The sequence below is a fragment of the Paraburkholderia sp. SIMBA_054 genome (assembly GCF_046534875.1).
Taxonomy (GTDB): domain Bacteria; phylum Pseudomonadota; class Gammaproteobacteria; order Burkholderiales; family Burkholderiaceae; genus Paraburkholderia; species Paraburkholderia hospita.
Window position 1 is genome coordinate 16,199 of record NZ_JAWRXV010000043.1, and the last position, 21,414, is coordinate 37,612.

Sequence of the window (21,414 nt, forward strand, 5' to 3'; positions counted from 1 at the left end):
GACATCCCATACGATGTCAAGCACGGTTTCCCGTTCCGAACGTCCGGCGGCAACCTCACCCACATCGCTGAAAAAGAAGCCGCAGCCACCGGCTGCGACTCGAACATGCCACTTGCGGTACAGTCATCGCAGCTTCATTCTCGGACGTTGCCCCGCATGCATCAACGCCGAAGTGGTGGAGTTAACCATCCTTAACATCTGGCGACATCGTCCCGCTGCAAATTCATCAGCCAGGATTGGAGCAATTTGCGTACGCATGTTTCAGCACAGTCGAAACTCAGCAAACCGACATTCTTTCAACTAGCCGACTATACTGAAAGCAGTCGTTCCGGTTCAGGCGGCAGGCTCCAGACGGAACGCAGTGGCAATTGAGTCTGGCCGCAGGGGATTGCCATGTTCACGCATCTACTCGTGCCGACGGACGGCTCGGCACTCTCGGAATCCGCTGTCCTGCTGGCAGTGACACTCGCCGGCGAAAACAAGGCGAAAATGACGGCACTTCACGTCATACCGGAGTTCCACGTTTTTGCGTACGGCCCGGAAATGCTTGCAGATACTGAGGAACGATTTCTTCAGGTCGCCCACCAGCACGCGGATGACTACCTCGGAGCTGTGATGAAAGAAGCGAGCCTCGCTGGCGTCGAATGCGAGACCGTAACGGCGACGCGAGCACATCCGTATGAAGCTATTATCAGCGTTGCAATTCAGCAGAAATGCGATCTCATCGTGATGGCCTCTCACGGTCGTCGCGGGGTACGGGCACTGCTGCTAGGCAGCGAGACGCAGAAGGTACTCACGCACAGCGACATTCCCGTGCTCGTGGTCCGGTCGTCTGTGACTCCCGAGGCGGCCAGTGGAAAGGAACACGGTACGCCCAGAGACCTAGGGCAGTAGACAAACGAGACGTTCATCATTGCACGCGCTGCTATCCCGGCTTGCATTCCCACGACGGCGCAGACCGGCAGGAAACGCAGAGATGATTGAGCCGGGCGCCGACCGTCTCGGCGCTCAGTCCACGCGACCGCAACGAATTGCCCAGATGGCGGCGATGGCAAGAAAAATCAGGCATGAGCTCCGCTGGGTCAGTACGCTTGACCACGCCAGTGTGGGACTGGTTGTCGCTTCGGCATGGCCTGCCAGATACAGGAGACTGCCTGAGGGCAACTGCATCTGCTTTTCCACGAACCACCATCTCAGCGTGAGGACTATCGACGCCAGTCCGCTGCCCACGAGAACGGCACCCAGCAGAGGGTCATGAAGCGCTGACACCCCACCCGATTCAAGGCAGCGGCCAATGTGCCACACGACCGCGCCCACAACTGCGATCGAGAGAATGACAAACCAGCCCGGAAACCTCAAGCCGACTGCCACCAGGAATCCCACAAGCGTGACAAGCTGCGGCCACGTGCCGCGCACCAATGCCAGGCAGACTGCTCCTAACCCGTTCACTATTTCTCTCCCGCAATGCCTACGGCACGAATGCGTCCGGCCTCGAGCGTAGTGCCGTGAGAATGCCTCTTAACAGATCGATCGGTGGTGGCGGACAGCCCGGAATAGCAACGTCCACCGGAAGCAGGCCAGAAAGCGGCCCACACACGGCATAGCTGTTCCTGAAGATGCCGCCCGTGCACGCGCAGTCGCCTGCAGCAACCACGAGCTTCGGATGGGGTGTCGCGTCCCATGCCCGTCGGACCGCTTCCTTCATGTTCAGCGTGAGCGGACCGGTGACCAGGAGCATGTCAGCATGCCGGGGACTTGCGACGAATTTGATGCCGAGACCCTCGATGTTGTAGTAAGGGTTATTCAGCGCGTGAATCTCCAGCTCGCATCCATTGCATGAGCCCGCGTCGATCTGGCGAATGCACAGCGCGCGACCGAGCACGTCGAGAATCTCCTGCTGGATCTGCTGGTGTTGCGTGGTTATCCACGCGTCGTTCGTGTCCGGGACGGACCCGGCCGGAATGTCTGTGCGTGCGATCTGTTTGAGAAGTTGCCACATTACAGGTCGTGTCCCGCGTAGTTCAGGTTGAACGATTTGTTGATCAACGGGAAATCGGGAACGATATTGCCGATGATCGCGTGCTCCAGCGCCGGCCAGTTCTGCCACGATGGGTCATGGCAATGACACCGGGAAATGGTCCCGTTTTCACCCGTCTCGATTGCCACGAACACATCACCGCGCCAACCTTCGACCCAGCCGACACCGCAGGATGGCGACTGGCCGGTTTCTACTGGCGCGACGACGACGCCGCCGTCAGGCAGACCGTCGAGAAACGCGCCAATCAGCCGCAGCGACTCGTAGACCTCGTTGAACCGCACAGCGACGCGAGCAGCCACGTCGCCCCGGTTGTCGCACGCCATTTGAGGCTGGACTTCGTGATACGGCGCGTAAGGATGATCGACGCGAACATCGATGCCAAGACCACTCGCCCGCGCCGCCAGGCCGCACACACTGAAATGCGTGGCCACGTTCGCCGAGAGCTTGCCTGCACCTGCAAAACGATCCTGCAGTCCCGACTGCTCCTCGTAAATGCGCTGCATCACGCAGACCGCGTCTTCGGTTCGCTCGCACTGGTCAGCGACAATCTCGATGAACTCCGCAGCCATATCGCGCGCCACCCCGCCGGGCACGATCTGGTCCATCAGATAGCGATGTCCGAATACCCGGTCGTTCAGACGCAGCCAGTCTTCCTTCAGCCTGGAGAACTGCGCGAGCCCATAGGCGAAGCCGGCATCGTTGCCAAGCGCGCCGAGATCGCCCAGATGATTGGCGATACGCTCACGTTCGAGCAACAGGGCGCGCAGCCACTGCGCGCGTGGCGGAACAAAGACGTTCAGTGCGCGTTCGACGGCCATGCAATAGGCCCACGAAAAGGCGACCGTCGTGTCGCCTGCAATCCGTCCCGCCAGACGATGTCCGAGCACCACCGGCGTCTGTCCGAACAGCCGCTCGATACCCCGATGCGTATAACCGAGCCGCTCTTCCAGTCGCAACACCTTCTCACCGACGACGGAGAAGCGAAAGTGTCCCGGCTCGATGATGCCCGCGTGAATCGGTCCCACCGCGATCTCATGAACACCGTCTCCCGCGACCTGTATGAATGGATAATCCGCTTCCTGTGATTCGAAGCGCTCGTTTCCGGACGACAGACTCTGAAGCGGAAAATAGTCGGATGGCCAGTTGCCGTGATTCAGCCACGGTCGCGTATCCGCCGCGCCCGTCGCGTGCAGCCCGAGCAGGTCGTAGACGGCACGCTGCATGCGCGACGCACACGGAAAGATGTTCGACAGGTCCGGATAGCTGGCCACTCCTTCCTTGCCCATCGCGACAGGCAACCGCACCCACAACAGGCCATCCTGCATCGCATAGGCTGCCGACACCACGAACGTGCCCGCAGCCGCTTCAGCACCCCACAACGAGATCAGCCGTCCGCGCTCCTCTCGTGCTGTGCTGGCGATGCGGACCCATGTCGCGGCGTCGGTATGTGCCAGAAAGGCGGACGCCCTGCCGGCAGACGCCGACAGCCGAACGAGGTCAGAAAGCCCGAGCGCGTCGATCCGCATGCGTCACCCCGCAATCATCGCTGCCGCCTGCCGGTACCACGTGGCAAGGTACGGTGGAATGTAAAGCCCCAGCATCAGACCGAAGCCGAGGTGAACGAATATCGGCAGGACTGCCGGCGGATGCTCAAGCACGGTCGCCGTCGTCTCGCCAAATACCATGTGCTGCACGCGCGCGAAGATGGTTGCGAACGCCACGGCAAGCGCGATGAGGAGCACGGGTGTCGCCCACGGCAGTTCGTTGATGGCCGTAGTCAGGATCAGAAATTCGCTCGCGAAGACGCCGAACGGCGGCATGCCAAGAATGGCCAGCGCGCCCAGCATCATGCCCCACCCAACGGTCGGGCTCACGCGCAGCAATCCGCGAATGTCGTCGATCGTCTGTGTTCGCGCCTTCTGGGCAGCATGGCCGACCGCAAAGAAGATCGCCGACTTGACGAGCGAATGCACGGTCATATGCAGCAGGCCGGCGAATGTCGCAGTCGGCCCGCCCAGTCCGAAGGCGAACGTCATCAGGCCCATGTGCTCGATCGACGAATACGAGAACAGGCGTTTCACGTCTTTCTGCCGCAACAGCGAAAAGGTGGCGACCAGCACCGACACCAGGCCGAACCCGACCAGCAGCCGCCCCGGCAGACCGTTCTGCAAAGCCCCGTCGGCAAGCACCTTGCAACGCAGTACCGCATACAGCGCCACGTTGAGCAGCAGGCCGGAGAGCACGGCGGAAATAGGCGTGGGTCCTTCGGCGTGCGCGTCCGGCAGCCAGTTGTGCATCGGCACGAGGCCGACCTTCGTGCCATAGCCGATCAGCAGGAAGACAAACGCAAGCGACATGATGGTGGGATCGAGCGCGCCCTTGACCGCGCTCAGGCTGGTCCAGAGCAACGCATCGCCGCCGCTGAGCTGCCGGCTTGCCGCGAGATAAAGCAGGATCGTGCCGAACAGCGCCTGCGCAATGCCGACCCCGCACAGGATGAAGTATTTCCACGCCGCTTCGAGACTAGCCGCCGTGCGATACACGCTCACGAGCAGCACCGTCGCGAGCGTCGCGGCTTCCATCGCGACCCACAGGATGCCGACGTTATTGGTGAGCAGCGCGAGCAGCATCGCGAACACGAACAGCTGGTACATGCTGTGATAGAGCCGCATGCGCGTCGCCGTCATCTTGCCGCGCCCCTGTTCGATCCGCATATACGGCCGCGAGAAAATCGACGTGGTCCAGCCGACGAATGCCGTCAGTGCAACGAGGAAGACGTTAAGCGGATCGACGAAAAAGAGCTTCCCGAGTGCAAAGGCTGGACCGTGGGCAACGGTTTGCGCGGCCAGCAGCATCGCCGCGATGAAAGTCAAAAAACTGAACGCGATATTCAGGCCCGGCGCCGACGCATGTTGCCCCACTAGCGCAAGGCATACTCCCGCACACAGAGGAATGCCGAAAACCAGCACCAGAATCCAGGCGTCAGTCATCTTTGAGCTTTTCCAGGTGGTGGATATCCAGGCTGTCGAACTGCTCGCGAATCTGGAACATGAATACGCCGAGAATCAGGATGCCGACCAGCACGTCGAGCCCGATGCCGAGTTCGACGATCATGGGCATGCCGTTGGTCGCCGCCGCGGCCGCGAAGAAAAGACCGTTCTCCATCGAAAGGAAGCCGATCACCTGCGGTATCGCCTTGGAGCGAGTGATCATCATCATGAACGACAGCAGCACGCAGGCGAGCGCGATGCCGAGCGTGCCACGCGCAACCGAAGATGCGAGCTGGCTGACCGGCGTCGCTACGTTGAACGCCACGATAACGAGCACGATTCCGATGAGCAGCGTCGTCGGTATGTTGAGTAGCGTCTCGACATCGGTTTTCACGTTGAGGCGCTGCACCAGCCGGTACAGAATCCAGGGGATGAGCCCGACCTTGAGGACGAGAGTCAGCATCCCCGAGATGTACAGATGGACGTCATCGGTGACAAAGCCCAGAACGAGGTTGGCCAATACAAGCGCGATGCCCTGCAGCGTGTAGAGGTGAATCAGCGTCAGAATCCGGCGCTGGCTGAGCATCGCGAACGACACCATCAGCAGGACAGCGGCCAGCAGGTTGATGATCTGCGTCGAAAGACTGTGGAGACCGTGCATTCATGCCCCCAGCAGAAAGTGGACGAGCATGCCGATCACCGCGAGCAGAAAGGCCGTGGCGAGAAACTCCGGCACCCGGAAGATGCGCATCTTCGCGTTGGTCGTCTCCATCACGGCGAGCGCCGCGCCGCCCACCAGCAGCTTGACGAATAGCGCCGGGATTGCGAGCAGCAGTGCGACAGGATTCCCGGCTTCCGCGATGCCCCACGGCACGAAGAGCGCCAGTCCGATGCACGAGTAGGCAAACAGCTTGAGACTCGCCGCCCACTCCATCAACGCAAGATGCCGGCCTGAGTACTCGAGGATCAACGCCTCGTGGATCATCGTCAGTTCGAGATGCGTGGTGGGATTGTCGACGGGCAGGCGTGCGTTCTCGGCGAGCGACACCATCGTGAAGGCAATGCCCGCGAACGCGAGGCTCGGATAGATCGCAAGTTCCTGATGGCTCAGCGTGCCCACGATATGCGTCAGCAGCGTGGAGTGCGTGATCAGCGACGCGGAAAAAAGCACCATCAGCAGAGCCGGTTCGGCAAGGAACCCCACCAGCATCTCGCGACGTGCGCCCAGTGTGCCGAATGCCGTGCCGATATCCATCGCGGCTAACGAGATCGAGACACGCGCCAGCGCGAAAAGACCCACGAGCGCAATGGCGTCGGCGGCGGGCGACAAGGGCAGATCCGTCGACAGCGTCGGCACAATGCCGCACGCGAGCGTCATGCAGCCCCAGATCACGTACGGCGCACCGCGAAATACGGGGCTTGCGTGATGCGCGACGACCGATTCCTTGTTGAACAGCTTATGCAGCATCCGGTACGGCTGCCAGATGGACGGCGCGCGACGGTTCTGCAACCAGGCGCGGCACATGTTGATCCAGCCAGTCAGCAGCGGTGCCGCCGCGAGCGCCAGCAGGATTTCGAACAGTTGCGAGAAGAGACCCGAGATCGTGATCATCGTCTTACCAGAATCAGCAGGGCGATGAGCACAAGAAAGCTGTACATCAGATAGACGGCGATGCGGCCCGCCTGGAGCAGGCCGGCGAGCGCCGCAATACGCCTGACAGTGCGTTCGATAGGCTCGTAAATCATCGCCCACGTGCGGTCCATTACAGCGACGCGATACGTGGGATGCGCGTCGAAGGGTGACGGAAGCTGCCGTTCGATCCTGAACACCGGCGCGAAGATTTCGCGGATCGGCTGGCCGAACCCTTCGGCCGTATCCTGCATGCGCGCATTCACGAACGGATGGCCGCACGCCCAGGGAATCGCGCGACGCAGCCGCCCATGATAGAACCGGCGCACCAGTATCCAGGCCAGCCCGCAACAGCCGACAAAGAACAGCAGAAAGACCAATGGCATGTAACTCGCGCGCCCGATATTCGTGGGCGCCAACAGCAACCAGCCATTCCGGGCGACTGCCGGCCCGATGCCCGCGCCGATCAGCGCCTGCGTCACACGATCGAGCACGGCCACGAACTGCACCGGCAGCAAGCCGAGCAGCACGCACATCGCTGCGAGCCAGACGAAGCCGACACGCTCCCATGGGCTTGCGTCGCGCGCGTTGCTCAGCTTTGGCTCGCGTGGCTGCCCAAGGAAGATGATCCCGAAGAACTTCACCATCGTGTAGCCGGCGAGCGCGGCAACGAGTGCGATCAACGCTGCAACCAGCGGAATGATCATGTTCAGGAATGAATTCGGCAGGTCGGGCGTGAACAGGAAACTCTGCAGCAAGAGCCATTCGGACACGAACCCGCTCAAGGGCGGCAGACCGGCACTCGAAAGCGCGCCCAGCAACGCGACCCACGCGGTCCATGGCATGAAACGGATCAGGCCACCGAGGCGGCCGAGATTGCGTTCACCTGTTGCATGCAGGACGGAGCCCGTCGATATGAACAGCAGGCTCTTGAACGCGGCATGGCTTGCGATCTGGTAGAGCAACGCGGTAAGCGATAAAGCGGCGAGCGCCGGCATGTCGAACGCCCGGAACAGGACCGCGAGTCCCATGCTGACGAACATCAGACCGATATTATCGATCGACGAGTACGCGAGCAGCCTTTTCATGTCGGTCTGGATCGCGCTGAATACAACGCCGAACAGCGCGGTGAAAAGGCCGAGTGCCAGCATCACGACACCCCACCACGCGATCTGCAGGTGCAGGAGGTCGAAGACCGTCCTCAGCATGCCGTAAAGCCCTGCCTTCAGGACAAAGCCGCTCATCAATGCCGACACAGGCGATGGTGCTGCCGGATGCGCCTCGGGCAACCAGACGTGCAATGGGAAGATGCCCGCCTTCGCACCGAAGCCGAGTAGCGCCAGCACGAACGCGACAGATGCCCAGAACATGCCCAGATGCTGTTGCCGCATGCCGGCAAACGTATAGTCGCCGGTACCCGCCTGCAGCAGCCCGAAACACAGCAGCAGCGCAAGCGCTCCCACATGCGAAATCAGGAAGTACAGGTAGCCAGCCCGACGGATCTCGGCAATACGATGGTTGCTCATGACGAGGAACGTTGCCGCCAGCGTCATCGTTTCCCACGCGACCATGAAGCAGTAGGCGTCGTTCGCCACGAGAACGAACGCGAGGCCCGCGAGGCACACGTGATATTCGAAGCAGAGCAACCCGGGGGGCGTGCCTTCACCTTTGCGGAAATAGCCAGCGGAAAAGGCACCGACGCCTGCGCTAACCATCCCGAGCACCGCCAGGAAGTACGCCGATAGACCGTCAAGCCTGACGTGAAACGGCAGCCCCGGCAGTCCCAGCGGCAGGATCGCCTCCTGAGGGGCGGAAAACACGCCTGCAATGCCCAGCGCGCAGAGCAGCAACCCGAACAATGCGCCTGCCGGGAACAGCCCGTGTGCGACGACTCGCGTGCGATGCAGACTGGTGAGCCCCAGCACGCCGACGACGAGCCAACCTGCGATCACGGCAAGCACGAACGGAAGGATGGTGAAAGAGGCCATCGTGCGTCGCTCTTTGCTGTATGCCTATTCGCGGCCCGCAGCCGCACCGGATGCGAAGCGATCAACGACTTGCGTAGCACGTCCTTCAGGACAGGCGACGCCTGAGCGCCTGCCTGTCTGACCGCACGTTTGACGAAGCTGTCCGTCTGCCGCAAATCCGCGCCGCATGGGATGTCTCCTCTCGAGGCCGGAACCTGGAAGCACAGGCCCGGCGTCAGGAACATACAGTTATCAGATTATGATAATGTCGTTATCATCCTATCAGCTTTGTCCGCAGGATTCCATACGGCAGCGATGACACCCCTCGCTTCGCGGCGGCGCCGTGTTTTCACGCCTGCACAATGGCAATCCGTCATTCAGACCCGAGACCAGCGCGAAATTCCGACGCGGTGGAATTCACGCCCACACAAGGCCGCATACACATCGTGTGACGGCAGGAGTCTTGCTCGCATGCCCGCGCACTTCTTTCGAACATTGACCGGAAAAGACCGGAGTACCGAGGCGAACAGGCGCCTCGGGTTTTCCCTTGCGTTTGTCGCAGGCGCGGCGAACGCGGGTGGATATCTGGCCGTGAAGCAGTACACATCGCACATGAGCGGCATTGTTTCCGCGATCGCGGACGAGGCGGTGCTTGGTGATGCCGCGCTGGTGCTTGCCGGTATCGGTTCGCTGATTTCGTTTCTGCTGGGAGCCGCCTGCTCGGCGGTGCTCGTCAACTGGGGGCGCCGTCAGCACCTGCATAGTCAATATGCTTCCCCACTGATGCTCGAAGCCGCCTTGCTTCTGTGCTTCGGGTTGGTCGGCAGTCACCTGGCGTTGCGGGACACCCTGTTCGTTCCGGCAACCGTCGTGCTGCTCTGCTTCATCATGGGGTTACAGAACGCCATGATCACCAAACTGTCAGGCGCTGAAATCCGCACCACGCACATGACGGGCATCGTCACCGACATCGGCATCGAACTCGGCAAGCTCTTTTACTGGAATGCGTCGAACGATGATCCTGCGTCGAAACCCGTTCTCGCCAACCGGGAGCGACTCAAGGTGCACTCCGGCATGCTCGCGAGTTTCTTTGCAGGCGGCGTGACAGGCGCCCTCGGTTTCAAGCATGTCGGCTACGCGTCGACCATTCCGCTCGCGGGCGTGCTGATGGCACTGGCGATCATTCCACTGCTTGACGATCTGCGGGAGCGGCCCTGGCGGCCCGCGCGCGAGCCGCAATGATCCCGGTGACGAGCCGACACGATCGCGCCTCATGCTCCGTGCCGTGCCGGTACAGAACGCGCAGTCGCGTCATCCGTGCCGGTCAAACGCACACATGTTATGATAATGTCATTATCATTTGAGTTGCATTTCAGTCTGACGGAGCGCTGACAGGAGGCTGGATTGGGGAAGCCTTGAAGCGGTGCGCTGCACAGACGTGCGAAGCGCGTCCAAAAGACCGGCAAGGAAAGAACGTGATTGACCCTGGTGCTGCTCTGCTGTCGTACGACCACGCATGCCGACTTGTTCGGGACATGAAGGGCGATCACGGTCTGGTCGTGGTCGGCGTGGGCACGGCCGGGGAACGCGGATTTCAGATGCTCCATCGGTTTGCGGAGATATCCGACAGTCTCGAAGCCCATGGAATCAACATCGTTTTTGTCTATCCGAAGGCATCGGCGCGCCATGTGTTCGACGCTATCTCGATCCGTGGCGCCCGCTATCGCGGAAAGACATGCCTCTTTCTCGACGGCGATGGCCGGCTTTTTCGCAAACCACTACCGCCTAGGGCCGTCCGCGCGGTCTATCTCGACGCCAGCATGCGACCGGTGGAAACCACCAGCGTGATGCTGGACAGCGAGACATGGGCCGAAGAGTTGCGCAGCTTTCTTGCGGACATTGTCGGACGGCGTCTGCACTAGATCGAATACGGATCGACCTTGTTGAACCGGCGCGAAGGAACGGAGAGATGCAGTGGTAGATGCTTTGATTCGGGTGACGGCCCGATGGGGAGTCGATGAGACGGTAGCTGCGGAATTCGCGGCAACAGCGGCCACGTTTGCGAGCGATGTTATCTGCACGGCAAATGGCCGCCATGTGAATGGCAAAGATGCCATGTCGGTCATGTCGCTGCGGGCCCGGCGGGACACGCCCGTTCGCATTCTTGTGGCAGGTCCTGACGAGCGGGATGCACTGCACGCCCTTTCGGCCATACTCAGTGCGTCAAAGTGCGGGGCGTTGCAATACATGCAGCCGCGCCCGCAATGCACACCTGCCATTGCCGAACGATGACCCGGAGCGGCCGGCCCAGCCGCAATCCAGGACACGAGCGACCTGTGGTTGTACGTGCGGGCGGTTTCGTCGCGCTGCAGTTCGATGAAACCGGCGTGCAGAGTTGCATGCTTGCGCATGAGCCCTACGCGCTTGCGTTGGGATATACGCGAACCATGATGGGCTTTTTGTTGTTCCAGCCGAATCCGCGCCGCATTTCGATCGTCGGCCTGGGCGGGGGCTCACTGGCGAAGTATTGCTATCGCTATGTGCCGGACGCCGTCATCACCGCTGTCGAAATCAATCCCGACGTGCTCGCGCTTCGTTCGCTATTCCAGATACCGGCCGACGACGAGCGGTTCGCGGTGATCTGTGCGGATGGCGCCCACTATGTCGATTCGTCTGACCATCGCCCCGACGTGCTGCTTGTCGATGGTTTCAACGCCGAGGGTGTGCCGCCGCAACTGTGCAGCACAGCGTTCTATACGGCCTGCCGGCGACAGTTGCCGGATAACGGATTGCTGGTAGCCAATCTGATCAGCAGCGATTCCGGGTTCCGCCGCTGCGTCTGCTCAATCAGGGCCGTCTTCGACGATGCAGTCGTCGTGGTGCCGGCGGAGGACAGCCCCGAGAATGTCATCGTCTTTGCGTGGAAGGCGCCGGCCGCATCCCTCCCCCTGGACGAGTCGCTTGCACTAGCGCGCGTCCTCGAAACCATGCACCCGTTGAATCTACGCGAAACGGCGATAAGGATCGAATACGGCAAAAGGATTGACTGGGAAGAACGCACTGCCTGCCCAAGAACCTGACCAGACACGCTCCCCTGCGGGATCGAGTTCACCCCGCTTCTCCCATCGCGAACCACGCCATTACAAGGACGAGACATGACCGAGCCTACTGACCTTCAGCCAGTCACATTAAGCCATGCAGCGATCTGGGCGCTCGAGCGCCTTTCGCAACCACGCTACGGGCGCGACACGCCAGCCCTGAGCTGGTCCGTCACTCACGAACTGATTCGTGCCGGGTTTGTTGCCGTCTCCGAAAACGGTCGGGGGGCCACGACGCTCACCCAGGCGGGACGCAGCTTTCTGCTTGGCCGGACGCGAATCTGACGCTCTTGTTGCTGCCGGCGGCCGCCAGGACTGCCACCTGGACGCACGCGCCCGCCTGTCGATTGAGCGCCGTGACATCAATTACTGTAGCGAAAGCGAACAATCCATTATAATTTGATTAACATGTTCCAACCTTCGCTGCCACCATGGAATCGAAAAGCGCCCGACTGACAGTCCTGATTGACCCCGTAAAAAAAGAAGCGTTCGAGAAACTCTGCGCCGCACAGGACCTGACACCGTCTCAGGTTGTGCGGCAGCTTATCAGAGACTACCTCGAGCAGCACGGCGTCACCTGGAAAACGCGGAGCACCATCGGCTCACGTACGCGGCGATGACAGTTCTTAGGCACGACGCGTAACGAAGCCCAGGATCACCCTGCACGCGCCCTGACGTCTTCCACCATCCGTGTTATCCACAGCGAACTGGTAACCAGCCTGTGCGTAGATGCTGAAATTCGGCGAAAGCAACGCCGTGACTCCGCCGGCAAGTTCCATCCGGGTTGCTCCTTCGCGCAGAGGAATCTGCTCGCTCCCAAACTGCGTGTTCGGCCGCCACCCAATCGTGCCATAGATTGACGCGGCCATAGGGCTGCCATACCCGGTCGCTGCCGGTTTCGATGGTCCATTGCCGCACAATCCAATCCGTCCCGTCGTCCCCGAAGTCGACCCGAAATCGACCTGCCCGAGTCCATCGTATTTCGCGTCGAAGCTTGTATGGCGCCAGATCACCTGCAGTTGAGGTTTCTAGCATGAAGCGCGGACCGAACGGCAATGGCACGGCAGGACGGACGGTTTTTGTTCGCCGTGCGAGTTTCTCGCCTTGAGGCGTTCAAGCCGCGATTTCTGTGATTTCCATAAGCGGCAGCGTACATAGTTTCCTGTCCTTTTCTTATACGCTGTGGGCTCAAACGAATGTTCGTTGGGGCGATTGCCACGGCACAAAGGCCGTGGCAATCGAGCGCATGCCTTCCGACGAGCTTGCTGCACGCAAAAAATTCTACTCGTTACATCACCAATGTTTAGCGACCAATAGAGACTGGAGGAGAGGACGATGGAAAGCTTATCTTATCCGATTCCGTATCAAGTTTTTGGCGTCTCTCGACCATCGGATTCCAGTCTGTTTATTGACTATGTCGCGGGGAGCATAGAGCAACGTCGCGCGAACATCATAAGTCTCATTTTGCATGGAACAGACGCGGCGTTGAAGGGATGGTGCGTGTTTGGACACCCTTCAGAGTGCGACGTTTTTGAGATCGAGTGTCTTCCAGATCAGGTGTCTGCGGAAGAAGCAGTTCGATTTTGGCGAGCATATTTCGCATCTTTGGGCGAAGAAATCGTTTCGGCGAAGCACATATGTGACGATGCTAAACCTAATTGATCTCTGATCTTGTGACGTTGTTCTGTTCGCGTCGCCCGATTCAGAATCCACGCTCGGAAGTGGTCTGAGTTGTATTGCTATTCGTGGCTCGGAGCCTTCCGGCCGGCAAGGAGCGGGGGGAGCGTCTGATGCGCGACAATGGTATCCGGGCCCGACACAAACGCCGTTATCGCGTCTCGACGGACTCGAGGCAAAAGCTGCCGGTCACGGAGAATCTGCCGGCGCGCGCGCTCCCCGATACAAAACTCAACCCGAATTGTTCTCCTGGATACCTTACTGTTGGCTGCTGATCTTCGGCGAAAGCAGATCCTGCAGGCCGATTGCGAAGTACATCTCGCGGCGCATCCGGTCCGCCACCACCTTGACCACTTCAGCGCCGTCCTGGGACGGATCGACGTGCACGCGGAACGGCCGTTTCCGAACGGCAGGTTCACGACGTTGATGATCTCGCGCGCGACTTGTACCGGATCGGCATCCGATGGCTCCAGGCTCGTGAGACCCTTCAGTGCCTGCTCGGTAACGCCTGCATAGGGGCCGTTTTCATATTCGGCCGCGACATCAGCATCGGCCGGTTCGCCCGAATGCGCGAAGTGATTGGTACCCTTGGTGAAGGCGCCTGGCACCATGCTCGTGCTCTCGATGCCCCAGCGCGCCAGTTCGGTCGAGTACGACACAGCCAGCGCATCCATCGCGGCCTTGGCGGCAAAATACGGCACAAGGAACGGCGGCGTGCCGCCGCGCGTGGACGACGAGCCCACCCACGCCGCCCTTCTCCCGCGTGCCGAAGCGCGGCGCTTCGCGACGCGCCGCAGATGCGCGATGAGCGGCACAATCTGTGCGCCGGTTGTGAGCGTCAGTTCAACCCGGAGCGGTCCTCTGACACTTCCTGGCGACAACGGCAGGTCTCGAAGCAAATTCAGTCATTCGCTCGTGCAGACTTTACTGGGGCGAGGCAGGAGGACCCATCCAATACTGTTGTTGCCACATCATGTTGTTCATCATTTCCTGCTGCATCCGAAGGTACTGGTCAGTCATGTACTGCCGCTTCCGAAGTTGTTCGGGCGTCAACTGTGAGTAATAGCCTCCCATGTGCCCCCAGCCGCCACCGCAACAGCCGGGACCGGCTCCCCCCATCACGCCTGGGCCCATCCTCCCATATCCCATCATTCCGGGGCCCCACATGCCGTGCATGGTGCTCATCGCGCTTTGCATTGTCGCCCAGTGCTGCTGCAGGAGTTTCTGACGTTCCTGAGGGTCTTGAGTGCTGCGAATCTGGTCCATTTGCGTCTGCATGATTTTCATCTGCTCCTGAAGCTGAGCCAGACTCTTGTCGAATGCAGCGGTATCCGAACTTTGAGACTTGGAACTGCTTTGTGCGGTAGTTGTGTCTTTGGATGCGGCAAGGAGCATCGGCGACGTCAGTGCAGAGCAAAGCGCGATTGCGAGTAAAAGTTTTCTCATGCGGCCTCCGAGCGTGTAGCGTGTGCGGATTACAAGTAGCTATCGTCGATTTCAAGCCTACTCGCCGGTCCGCAACCGCCTTTGACGTGCATCAATGGCCTCTTGCGCTACGATCAGGGTTTATACCGTGGAAGCGGAGGACTACGTGGGGTGTGTGTGCAGTCAGGCACGGGCGCAGACGGATGAAGAGCGCAAGACGTTGCGCGTCGCCCTGGCGCTGAATCTTGCGATGTTTGTCATCGGCACGACGGCGGGCCTTTTGGCCCAATCAAGCGGGTTACTGGCTGATGCCCTTGACATGCTGGCGGACGCAACTGCCTACGCTATAGGGCTGCTGGCGGTTACACGAAGCCCGGTTTTCAAGCACCGCTCCGCCCGACTGAGCGGGGTCCTGTTGCTCTTGCTCGGCACAGGCATCCTTCTCGACGTTGGAAGACGGGCGCTCGGCGGCGCCGAGCCTGTAGGTAGTGTCATGATGGTCTTCGCATTACTGTCGCTGGCGGTCAACGTGACTGTCTTGCGGAGGCTGTCGCGATACCGTACCGGGGAGGTTCATCCTCGCGCCACGTATCTTTTCACTCGGGCTGACGTCGTTGCCAACCTGGGCGTTTGCGTGTCCGGGGCTATCGTTGGAATCACTGGGTCTCGCTGGGCCGATCTCGTTGCCGGGTTGCTCATCGGAGCCTATGTGGTGCGTGAGGCCGCGGAAATTTTGCGGGACTCGCGAGACGAAAGCAAAGCCACGACCGCGTAGTGGGTATGAATGGCAAAAAGCCCCACCGCCTTTCGGAGACTACCAGTCACTGAAGGGAATGCCCGCTTAGCAATGCAGAGTCGACGCCAGAAAGACTGAACGACGGTGGGAGTGAATGACGCTTCGTGGCCGAAGCCGGTCCGATGCCGAATCCATCGGTAGTCCTCAATCGAGGCTTTGCACGTCTGCTGCGTCAGCGGAGTCTATACCCGCGGGGAACGGGACCCTTGCACAACTGCCCCAGTAATCGACGAACGAAACTGTGGCGCCGCTGTAATCGCCAGTAATCAAGCTTTCGGCACATCTGCTGCAGAGGATTTTTGCGAGCACCGCAACTCCACGAGCACCCACCTCCTGCAGGATCTGGAAAATCGATGCTTCATTCAGTGCAAGGTTGGCAACCCAGTTCGCCTCATGCGCTTCCAGATGTGCGACATCAACCGGGTCATCGATACACAGTTCTGTACCGTCGCACTGCTCAGATCCGACGAGCGCATGGCATGGGTCAGGCACCGTGCCGGACCGCCGCCATTGCCCGGCAATTGCACACGATGATTTCAGTGGGATCACTGGTGCCCGCTTCGTCGTCGAGGCTTCGCGCATGATCCAACCAATGAGTCCCCGGACCTGCGTTCGCAAAGCGGCCACGTCAAATCGGACGGGAGTCGTTTTTTCCATTTACTTGAGCCCATCGTCTTTCGATTGCCGGTCAGTCCATGATCGGCGCAAGCGCCTCGCTAATCCGTAGCGCTTGCGCAGGTGTGGTCATTGCGTTGAGCATTGCGCCGAACCTCGGAATCTGAACACCCGAGACGATGTATTGGAAGCGATACGCAGCAAGGACGGTTTCCATCACGGATTCGATTTCGACGGGCGTCTTCGGTCGACTGCAAAGTCCAATGAAGTAGCGCGTATCGGCCGCTGCCTGAGCTTGCAAAATTTCATCTACAGCGCGGACCAGCGCAATCAGGTCGTCAACGGCCACATCGCGGTCTTGCGAAGAGAGTTTCGCGTTCTCACGCACCCATTCCAGTTCATCCAGAATCGCGTGCTGTGATTCCTCTTTCCAGTGGAATAAGAACACCTCCTTGAAGAGCGGTGAAAGCTCGCTGTCCGGTTCGATGCTGGCGCGATAGTGCGCCTGCGTGAAGAGTTCAATGAGGCAGGTCAGCGCGAGCACGGCCCATGTCGACTTGGCCAGTACAAACGATGCGACCTCATCAGGTTGCGGGTCGAACGTGTACCCTGCGGGCATTCCCATGCCGATCATTGTCTCAATGCGGCGAAACAGCTCTTGATGCTTCAGTTCTTCGTCGGTGAACCGAACGAGCGCCTCGAGTGCGATCTGATCGCCAAGCCAGTGGTCGCGGCTAACATCGAGTACCTTGGCGCCGATGAAGCGCTCAACAAGCCCGAAGATGTTGGCATACGAACGCCCTTGAATCTGCGACAGCAGGCGGCATTCGATGGCGTTCAGAAACGACAGCCGATCGACGAACGACAGGCCGTCAGGCAGAAACTTTTTCGTGAAGTCGAACTCTCGACCGCGAATTACATCGCGATCGATGTCCCAGCGAATGCGCTTCGAGACTTCCACGCACTTTGCGTAGCGAGCGGAGTCGACGTACGGCTGCAAGACTGGCTGCTGAACAACGGCATCCGTAAGGTGGATTTCGTCTTGCGCGGGATCAGTATCGGTCGTAGCAACGGCATTCACTGCTGACATGGACTTACTCCAGAGAATGGGGATGGTTCTACAGCGTAAAAGCAGTCGAGATATCTCGAACGGGTCTATGAAATTGCCTGGCTCTTCTTGAGCAGGCGCATACAACGCGGATGTCCCGCATCGAATCGCGAAAGCATCACGCCTGCATGGACTTCATTCCTCCGATCAGACGAGCTGCGTTTGGTGGTCTTCAGGCACGGTGCTAGTATCACCACAGCATCAACGACATTGAATGGCCGGGCGTCCAGCTTTCTTGTGCGCGGCTCCAACATTGCGCGATCGCTACTATGGACGCTCTCTCCGATGTATTGCGCGTCATCCAGCTGACGGGAGCGGTTCATCTCGACGGCTGCTTCTCTGCGCCCTGGTGCGTCATAGCTCACGCCGATTCCGCCCTTTGTTCAGCGTATTTGCCGCCTTCCAAGCGCGTTGTTTCGTTCCATCTGGTGACAGAAGGAGCGTGCTGGGCGATGCTGCCAGGCGATTCGGCTGGTGCGCTGCATGTCCAGGCAGGCGATGTCATCGTGGTGCCGCAAGGCGAAACTCACGTGTTAGGCAGTTCTACGGATCTCTCACCGGAATTCCTGGGGCCGTTGCTGGCCACGCAGATAGAGACGAGGCCAGGTGAAGTGATGGAACTTGCCTACGGTGGCGGAGGTGCGGTCACACGTTTGGTGTGCGGCTTTCTCGCTACGCACGACAACTCACGCAATCCTTTACTTTCGGCACTGCCGCGGCTGTTCAAGGTCGACATGCGCGGATCCAGCGCGTCGTGGCTCGAATCGTCGCTGCGCTTTGCAACCCAGGAGGCTGCCTCAGCGCAAGCCGGCAGCGCCACGGTCCTGGCCAAGCTTGCCGAGCTCTTGTTCGTCGAAGCGGTGCGCCGCTACGTCGCCACGATGCCTGACGATCGCAAGGGCTGGTTGGCGGGACTGCGCGATCGCTTCGTCGCGCGGGCGCTTGCGCTGATACATGCGCGACCGGTAGACCCATGGACCGTGGAAGCGCTCGCCCGCGAAGTGGGCATCTCGCGTTCCGGGCTGGCACTGCGTTTCACGGAATTGGTCGGCCTCCCGCCGATGCAGTACCTGTCGCTGTGGCGTTTGCAGCTCGCTGCAAATCAGCTTCGCCTCACTGATTCGTCGCTAGCGTCAGTTGCCGAGACTGTCGGTTACGAATCAGAAGCCTCGTTCAATCGCGCGTTCAAGCGAGAGTTCGGCGAGCCGCCAGCCACATGGCGCAGGAACAACGCTGCCAGTGCAGCGGTTGGGGGTAATGAAAGCGCGAGCGTCACCGCATCGGAGGGCTGAGTTCGACCCGTTGCCGTCGTCCGACCCCGAGCGGCCAAAGCGGCGGCTTACGGGGGTATAACGGCCAGTCGGCGTCGCACCACTTCGTTGACCTGCATAACGGATTGCGGCGCAACACGCGGCACTTTGGGACCAATAAACGCAATGCCGCTAACTCTAGTTATCATCGGTGCGGCTTCCGGATTTTGCAGTCGCCGCCGTCCCGTTCGTCTTCTGTGAAAATCCCGCCCGCGGCGGTCGCGCCCGCCCAAGCTTGATTCATATAGTCCGCCGAGCCCGCGAAGGCCAGGCAGTGCCTAGGAGGTGACATCATGTCCAGCCGGAGACGATCATTCCTGCCGGTGGCCATCGCGGTCAACCTCACAGTGGCGGAGCTTCTGGTCCGCACCGGCGGACGGAAGTGTGCAACCGTGCTCCCGACATTGCTGATTGGCTTGATGCATTGTCGTTGTCCTTGCGGTTAGATCAGAACAGTTCGCCTAGGCTGGCATCGATCAGGCAGTCGCTAACCCCGACCGAACGACCGTCGAGCGTGTTCCTTTAAACCAGTACGTCTTGCCCTTCTCATGACCTCGCCGCCGCAAAGGCGGCGGTGTAATCGCGCCGACCTGGGCAACGACGATCAAGCGCGCTGCGCCAATGCGATCTTCCCGTCGACGAGACGATTGATTCGCCACGGGTTGCCCGTTTTCAACGACTCGGGCAGCAGCGCCTCCGGCATGTCCTGATAGCTCACCGGCCGCAGAAAGCGGTGGATCGCGAGGCTGCCGACCGAAGTCGAACGACCGTCGGCGGTGGACGGATAAGGACCGCCGTGGACCATCGCATGCGCGACTTCAACGCCCGTACCAAAGCCATTGACGAGCACGCGGCCCACGCGTCGCTCCAGTGACGGAAGGAACGAACGCGCCGCTGCGTAATCGGCTTCATCGATCTGCAACGCCGCCGTCAGCTGTCCTTCCAGCGACTCGATCAGTTCACGCATCGTGTGCAGATCTGGGCAACGCACGATCAATGACGCCGCGCCGAAAATCTCTTCCTGTAATTCCGTTTGCTCACGAAACGCGGCGGCGCTTGTCACAAAGAGCGCGCCTTGTCCCTTGTTCGCGCCGGTCGCAGGCTGCGCGCGCGCCACCGTCTGCACCTGCGGATGTTCGGCGAACTTCGACACCGCCGTTTCAAACGCCCGATGAATGCCGGGCGTGAGCATCGTTGCGGCCGGCGCCAGTCTCAGCGCCTCCGAAGCCGCGGCCACGAAGCGATCGAGTGCGGGACCTTCCACCGCGAGAATCAAACCCGGGTTCGTGCAGAACTGCCCGGCACCGAGCGTCAACGATTGCACGAAGGCCTGAGCGATCGCTTCGCCGCGCTGCTCAAGCGCATGCGGAAACAGCAACACCGGATTGATGCTACTCATTTCCGCATAGACCGGCACCGGCTCGGGACGCGCGGCGGCGACTGCCATCAACTCCGTTCCCGCATGGCGCGAGCCGGTGAATCCGACCGCCTTGATGCGGGGATCGCGAACCAGCCCCTGGCCGATTTCACGGCCGCTTCCGAACAGCAGCGAGAAGGTCCCCTCTGGCATTTCGCAGTCCTTCACCGCCTTCTGCACGGCCATGCCGACCAGTTCCGACGTGCCGGGATGCGCGGCATGGGCCTTGACGATCACCGGGCACCCAGCGGCCAGTGCGGAAGCGGTGTCGCCCCCTGCCACCGAGAACGCCAGCGGAAAATTGCTGGCACCGAACACCGCTATGGGGCCGAGCCCGATGTGCCGCAAACGCAGATCGACGCGCGGTGCCGGTTTGCGCTCGGGCTGAGCCGGATCGATGCGCGCTTCGAGAAAGTCGCCTGCTCGCACGACGCCGGCGAACATCCGTAACTGGCCCACCGTTCGCGCGCGTTCACCTTCGATTCGCGCGCGCGGCAAGCCCGACTCCGCGACGCAGCGCTCGATCAACGCATCGCCTGCTGCGAGGATGTTGGCCGCGATCGTCTCCAGAAAATCCGCGCGGGCTTCGAGCGTGGTTTCGCGGAAGATATCGAAAGCGGCCCATGCCAATGCACACGCTGCATCGACGTCTTCGAGCGTCGCGCCACCGAAGCCCGGTTCCAATCGTTCGCCGCTCGCCGCGTCGATGGCATACGACACGCCGTTCGTTCCGCGTCGCACGCTCTGGCCAATCAACAAGTTCCCTGCGATGTTCATTTTCATTTCCTTGATGGGATAAGTCGACGCCCTGTCCCGGGCGTCGTTATTCACTCGACTGTGCTCGCGTCGCTGCAATTTCGACCTCGCAGCACCTTCACGGAATGATTTCAAACCGGCTGGCAAGCGTCAACGCTTTGGACATGACAGCTCGTTATAGCGCTATAAGAAGCTCTCAATTTAAAGGCTATTGGATGATTTCTATACTGACTTTCTGCTTAATTTGGAAAGTACTCGTTCATGTTTTATGAAATGCGAACCTATACGGTTCAACCAGGAAAGCTGAAGGAATATCTTCAGAACTTCGAAGCGGAAGGCTTGCCCATCATTTCGCGTCACGCGAAGCTGATCGGCTGGTGGTACACGGAAGTCGGCACATTGAATCAGGTCGTGCACATCTGGGCATGGGAAAGCCTCGACGAGCGCGTTAAGCGCCGTGCTGCGCTGCTCGAAGATCCGAACTGGATGAACAGGTTCATCGCAAAGGCCACGCCGCTGCTCATCGATCAGGAATCCCGCATCATGCTGGCCGCCTCCTTCTCGCCGATCCGCTAGGCAAGCATCCG

Annotated in this window: 23 protein-coding genes and 2 pseudogenes; 12 read left to right on the top strand and 13 right to left on the bottom strand. The window is 60.4% G+C overall.

The features are described from left to right. Positions 1-393: 393 nt before the first annotated feature. On the top strand, positions 394-894 hold the full coding sequence (locus tag SB822_RS37635) for a universal stress protein (protein WP_007740981.1): 501 nt from the start codon (positions 394-396) through the stop codon (positions 892-894). Positions 895-1,008: 114 nt separating this feature from the next. Here the strand turns inward: SB822_RS37635 and SB822_RS37640 are convergent, their stop codons facing one another. The 7 genes from SB822_RS37640 to hyfB are packed head-to-tail and all read right to left on the bottom strand — an operon-like array spanning position 1,009 to position 8,646. Further along, the gene (locus tag SB822_RS37640) at positions 1,009-1,449 is read right to left on the bottom strand and encodes a hypothetical protein (RefSeq protein ID WP_039902076.1); all 441 of its coding nucleotides are present in this window, start codon (positions 1,447-1,449) and stop codon (positions 1,009-1,011) included. A gap of 19 nt (positions 1,450-1,468) precedes the next feature. After that, positions 1,469-1,999, bottom strand: a complete 531-nt coding sequence (locus tag SB822_RS37645; protein WP_009770017.1) for an NADH-quinone oxidoreductase subunit B family protein — start codon at positions 1,997-1,999, stop codon at positions 1,469-1,471. After that, positions 1,999-3,564 (bottom strand): NADH-quinone oxidoreductase subunit C, encoded by a 1,566-nt coding sequence (locus SB822_RS37650; RefSeq protein WP_410856979.1) that lies wholly within the window; start codon positions 3,562-3,564, stop codon positions 1,999-2,001. The genes SB822_RS37645 and SB822_RS37650 overlap by 1 nt, the downstream gene beginning before the upstream one ends. A 3-nt stretch (positions 3,565-3,567) precedes the next feature. Next, positions 3,568-5,028 (bottom strand): hydrogenase 4 subunit F, encoded by a 1,461-nt coding sequence (locus SB822_RS37655; RefSeq protein ID WP_410856980.1) that lies wholly within the window; start codon positions 5,026-5,028, stop codon positions 3,568-3,570. Beyond that, the gene (locus tag SB822_RS37660) at positions 5,021-5,689 is read right to left on the bottom strand and encodes a formate hydrogenlyase (RefSeq protein ID WP_007740973.1); all 669 of its coding nucleotides are present in this window, start codon (positions 5,687-5,689) and stop codon (positions 5,021-5,023) included. Before SB822_RS37660 ends, SB822_RS37655 begins: the two co-directional genes overlap by 8 nt. Further along, on the bottom strand, positions 5,690-6,640 hold the full coding sequence (locus SB822_RS37665) for a respiratory chain complex I subunit 1 family protein (protein WP_007740963.1): 951 nt from the start codon (positions 6,638-6,640) through the stop codon (positions 5,690-5,692). It abuts the gene before it with no gap. Next, positions 6,637-8,646, bottom strand: a complete 2,010-nt coding sequence (gene hyfB / locus SB822_RS37670) for a hydrogenase 4 subunit B (protein WP_410856981.1) — start codon at positions 8,644-8,646, stop codon at positions 6,637-6,639. The genes SB822_RS37665 and hyfB overlap by 4 nt, the downstream gene beginning before the upstream one ends. Before the next feature lie 450 nt (positions 8,647-9,096). On the opposite strand from hyfB, the gene SB822_RS37675 reads away from it, so the two are divergent. From SB822_RS37675 to SB822_RS37700, 6 genes are all read left to right on the top strand, one after another. Further along, entirely contained in the window at positions 9,097-9,867 is a 771-nt protein-coding gene (locus SB822_RS37675; protein ID WP_009770013.1) for a YoaK family protein, read from the top strand. A 293-nt stretch (positions 9,868-10,160) separates the two neighbouring features. After that, positions 10,161-10,547 carry a hypothetical protein gene (locus SB822_RS37680; RefSeq protein WP_009770012.1) on the top strand — a complete coding sequence of 129 codons (387 nt, stop codon included), beginning with the start codon at positions 10,161-10,163 and terminating at the stop codon, positions 10,545-10,547. 52 nt (positions 10,548-10,599) lie between these two features. Next, positions 10,600-10,917, top strand: coding sequence for an HPr family phosphocarrier protein (locus tag SB822_RS37685; protein WP_009770011.1), 318 nt, complete (start codon positions 10,600-10,602; stop codon positions 10,915-10,917). Further along, on the top strand, positions 10,914-11,705 hold the full coding sequence (locus tag SB822_RS37690) for a spermidine synthase (RefSeq protein ID WP_410856982.1): 792 nt from the start codon (positions 10,914-10,916) through the stop codon (positions 11,703-11,705). The genes SB822_RS37685 and SB822_RS37690 overlap by 4 nt, the downstream gene beginning before the upstream one ends. Positions 11,706-11,780: 75 nt before the next feature. Beyond that, a complete protein-coding gene (locus SB822_RS37695; protein ID WP_079491546.1) occupies positions 11,781-12,008 on the top strand; it encodes a hypothetical protein in 228 nt (75 codons plus the stop codon). Between the two features lie 146 nt (positions 12,009-12,154). Continuing rightward, positions 12,155-12,343, top strand: coding sequence for a ribbon-helix-helix protein, CopG family (locus SB822_RS37700; RefSeq protein ID WP_009770008.1), 189 nt, complete (start codon positions 12,155-12,157; stop codon positions 12,341-12,343). Between the two features lie 6 nt (positions 12,344-12,349). Here the strand turns inward: SB822_RS37700 and SB822_RS37705 are convergent, their stop codons facing one another. Beyond that, complete coding sequence (locus SB822_RS37705) at positions 12,350-12,592, bottom strand: hypothetical protein (protein ID WP_410856983.1); 243 nt, start codon at positions 12,590-12,592, stop codon at positions 12,350-12,352. Between the two features lie 466 nt (positions 12,593-13,058). Here SB822_RS37705 and SB822_RS37710 point away from each other — a divergent pair, with 466 nt between their 5' ends. Next, positions 13,059-13,385, top strand: a complete 327-nt coding sequence (locus SB822_RS37710) for a hypothetical protein (protein ID WP_007740946.1) — start codon at positions 13,059-13,061, stop codon at positions 13,383-13,385. A gap of 86 nt (positions 13,386-13,471) precedes the next feature. Then, positions 13,472-13,612 (top strand): annotated as a pseudogene (locus SB822_RS37715) (IS3 family transposase); the annotation flags it as partial. A 46-nt stretch (positions 13,613-13,658) separates the two neighbouring features. On the opposite strand, the pseudogene SB822_RS37720 reads toward SB822_RS37715, so the two are convergent. Together SB822_RS37720 and SB822_RS37725 are read right to left on the bottom strand one after the other, a co-directional pair. Beyond that, positions 13,659-14,164: pseudogene (locus tag SB822_RS37720) on the bottom strand (oxidoreductase); the annotation flags it as partial. Positions 14,165-14,324: 160 nt separating this feature from the next. After that, positions 14,325-14,846, bottom strand: a complete 522-nt coding sequence (locus SB822_RS37725; protein ID WP_009770006.1) for a hypothetical protein — start codon at positions 14,844-14,846, stop codon at positions 14,325-14,327. 127 nt (positions 14,847-14,973) lie between these two features. On the opposite strand from SB822_RS37725, the gene SB822_RS37730 reads away from it, so the two are divergent. After that, positions 14,974-15,600, top strand: a complete 627-nt coding sequence (locus SB822_RS37730) for a cation diffusion facilitator family transporter (RefSeq protein WP_410856984.1) — start codon at positions 14,974-14,976, stop codon at positions 15,598-15,600. 165 nt (positions 15,601-15,765) lie between these two features. On the opposite strand, the gene SB822_RS37735 is transcribed toward SB822_RS37730, so the two are convergent. Both SB822_RS37735 and SB822_RS37740 read right to left on the bottom strand, forming a co-directional pair. Then, the gene (locus SB822_RS37735) at positions 15,766-16,278 is read right to left on the bottom strand and encodes a hypothetical protein (RefSeq protein WP_009770004.1); all 513 of its coding nucleotides are present in this window, start codon (positions 16,276-16,278) and stop codon (positions 15,766-15,768) included. Positions 16,279-16,309: 31 nt separating this feature from the next. Next, positions 16,310-17,326, bottom strand: a complete 1,017-nt coding sequence (locus SB822_RS37740) for a hypothetical protein (RefSeq protein WP_410857013.1) — start codon at positions 17,324-17,326, stop codon at positions 16,310-16,312. Between the two features lie 287 nt (positions 17,327-17,613). Between SB822_RS37740 and SB822_RS37745 the strand changes: the two genes are divergently transcribed. Then, positions 17,614-18,636, top strand: a complete 1,023-nt coding sequence (locus SB822_RS37745; RefSeq protein WP_035536941.1) for an AraC family transcriptional regulator — start codon at positions 17,614-17,616, stop codon at positions 18,634-18,636. 622 nt (positions 18,637-19,258) lie between these two features. Here SB822_RS37745 and SB822_RS37750 read toward each other — a convergent pair. Next, on the bottom strand, positions 19,259-20,848 hold the full coding sequence (locus tag SB822_RS37750; protein ID WP_410856985.1) for an aldehyde dehydrogenase (NADP(+)): 1,590 nt from the start codon (positions 20,846-20,848) through the stop codon (positions 19,259-19,261). A 240-nt stretch (positions 20,849-21,088) separates the two neighbouring features. Here SB822_RS37750 and SB822_RS37755 point away from each other — a divergent pair, with 240 nt between their 5' ends. Then, entirely contained in the window at positions 21,089-21,403 is a 315-nt protein-coding gene (locus tag SB822_RS37755) for an NIPSNAP family protein (protein ID WP_009770001.1), read from the top strand. Positions 21,404-21,414 lie beyond the last annotated feature (11 nt).